We start from the raw sequence: 2,062 nt of genomic DNA, 5'->3' as shown, positions 1-2,062 counted from the left end.
GTGTAGAGTCGAAGGAGGTCGGCAATAGCCTCCCTCCGTCCGCTCAATCAAACGGATCGTACAGTTTTCCCGTAATCCGCTTTCCTTTATGTCATCCTTTGGATGCAACTTTAGATTCTATATCTGGAATTAATGAGATAAGATTAACAAGATTGTAATTCGAATAAAGTTTGGATTCGTGTAGTTTCTTCCAACCCATGTTTCGCCATCTTTTAAATCGATGGCTCCATATTCGTCTTACAATCCAGCGTTGGAGTTTATTGAAGAGTTTTCTAACGTGAGCTTTACGATAATAGTTACCCCATCCTCTTATGACAGGATTGATACCCTCTATTAACTCATATAAGCTTAAAGGAATCTTACGTTTAGTACGGTTCCGTATAGTTTCCATGAATCGTTTTACTGATTTCTCAGTAGGAATTACGTAGATGTTCATAATATTAGGTTGCTTTTTGATTTTATGGCGAGAAAGTTTAAGTCCTTTTCCTTGTTTAATTTTATAACCTAAAAATTCAAAACCCCATTTAATATGTGTAATTCTGGTCTTCTCAGGGTGGAGTGTTAATCCAATTTTTGACAGTATTTTTCTTGCATCATTTAATGCTTTCACTGCGTCGTTTCTTGTTTTACAGAGTACTACCCAATCATCGGCAAATCTTGTAAGCCGATACCCTTTATCAACCATTTCATGGTCAAATGAATCTAGATAGATATTACTGAATAACGGACTGATTACCCCACCTTGCGGTGTGCCTTGTGTGGTCACATGTTTCTTTCCTTTTTCCATATAGCCGGCTATAAGCATTTGCCTAATGAGTCGTAAGACTCGTCCATCACTTACTTTTTCCGTAATTTTATTTATTAACATTTCATGTTGAACATTCCCAAAGAAATCCCTCAAGTCTGCATCTAGGACCCATTCGTAACCATTTAAAATGTCTCGGTATATCTTCCTCATAGCTTGATGGGCTGACTTTCCTGGTCTATAACCAAAACTACAGTCATTAAAAGTTGGTTCGAAAATTGGTTCAAGACGGTTCTTCAATGCTTGTTGACATACTCTGTCCCGTATAGATGGAATTCCAAGAGGTCTCTTTTCGTTAGGTTTATTTCTTTTTGGAATGTTAACTCTTCTTACCGGTAATGGTTTATATGAATCATTTTTCAAGTTATGATGTAGTTTGTCTAGTTCTTCATATATTGAGTTTTCAAAATCGCTAATACTTATATTGTCGATTCCTCCACTACCTTTGTTTTCCTTAACTTTTTCCCATGCCATTAGTAGATTTGTTGGCTGGTAAACCTTATCTATTAAGGAATGAATCTTTCTTGTTGTACCGTTATTCGTCATTGATTTTGTATCCTCCACTTACAAGTTTAGGGTCTTTCACAAAGGGAACTTTCCGTTCTTGTTCGTTTTACTCGCAAAACTAATTCTGAAATTTTAGTTCCATAAAGCAAGCTGCCTTCCCCATCTATTTACCTTTTGAATAAATAAATGACATCTCTAGTAGAGATGCTCCAGACGTTTTTGTTGTTCGTCTGTTTAAGTACTATTCAGCTCTCCGACTTCTCGCAGTGCATTTGTGTCCATTTCGGGGTTTCCTTATAGTTCACATTACTGGGATTCTGTGATTTACTTTAGTGAATGACTGTCACAGAAACATTCATTCCGGCTTTATTTAAACACTTGCCCTAATAAGTGTTAATGTACCAGACACTACGAGTTCTCCATGGGTCGCTACGATTATCTTCCATACCATGCCGCCCGCACACACCTTGGTACGATGGGTGGACTAGTGATGCCTTCGCCTCCATAGTGCAGGCTCGACCTTGCCCCATCTTTGGCCGACCGGTTCGCATTTCGGGTTGCCCCGTTTCACTACGGCCTGGTATTTCTCCTCAAGCCCTTCAGACTCCACCTCACGATGGACGCCCTGCCCTCTGATGATAAACATCAGCCCTTGAGACATTACTCCCAAGTTTGGATATGAATCTCCTAGTCCGAGATTCAGTGGGACTTTAACCCACCTGATAAACGTGCTGCCACGCACGCACTATG

Annotated in this window: 1 protein-coding gene; it reads right to left on the bottom strand. The window is 39.5% G+C overall.

The genetic code is table 11. From position 1 onward, the window contains the following. Positions 1–91: 91 nt before the first annotated feature. A complete protein-coding gene (ltrA, locus tag ACFWM3_RS24920) occupies positions 92–1,351 on the bottom strand; it encodes a group II intron reverse transcriptase/maturase (protein ID WP_390313396.1) in 1,260 nt (419 codons plus the stop codon). Between the last annotated feature and the right edge of the window lie 711 nt (positions 1,352–2,062).

The sequence above is a fragment of the Gottfriedia sp. NPDC058432 genome (assembly GCF_042721555.1).
GTDB lineage: Bacteria > Bacillota > Bacilli > Bacillales > Bacillaceae_G > Gottfriedia.
Note: the sequence above shows the minus strand (reverse complement) of the source record. Positions and strands in the feature narration are given on the sequence as shown.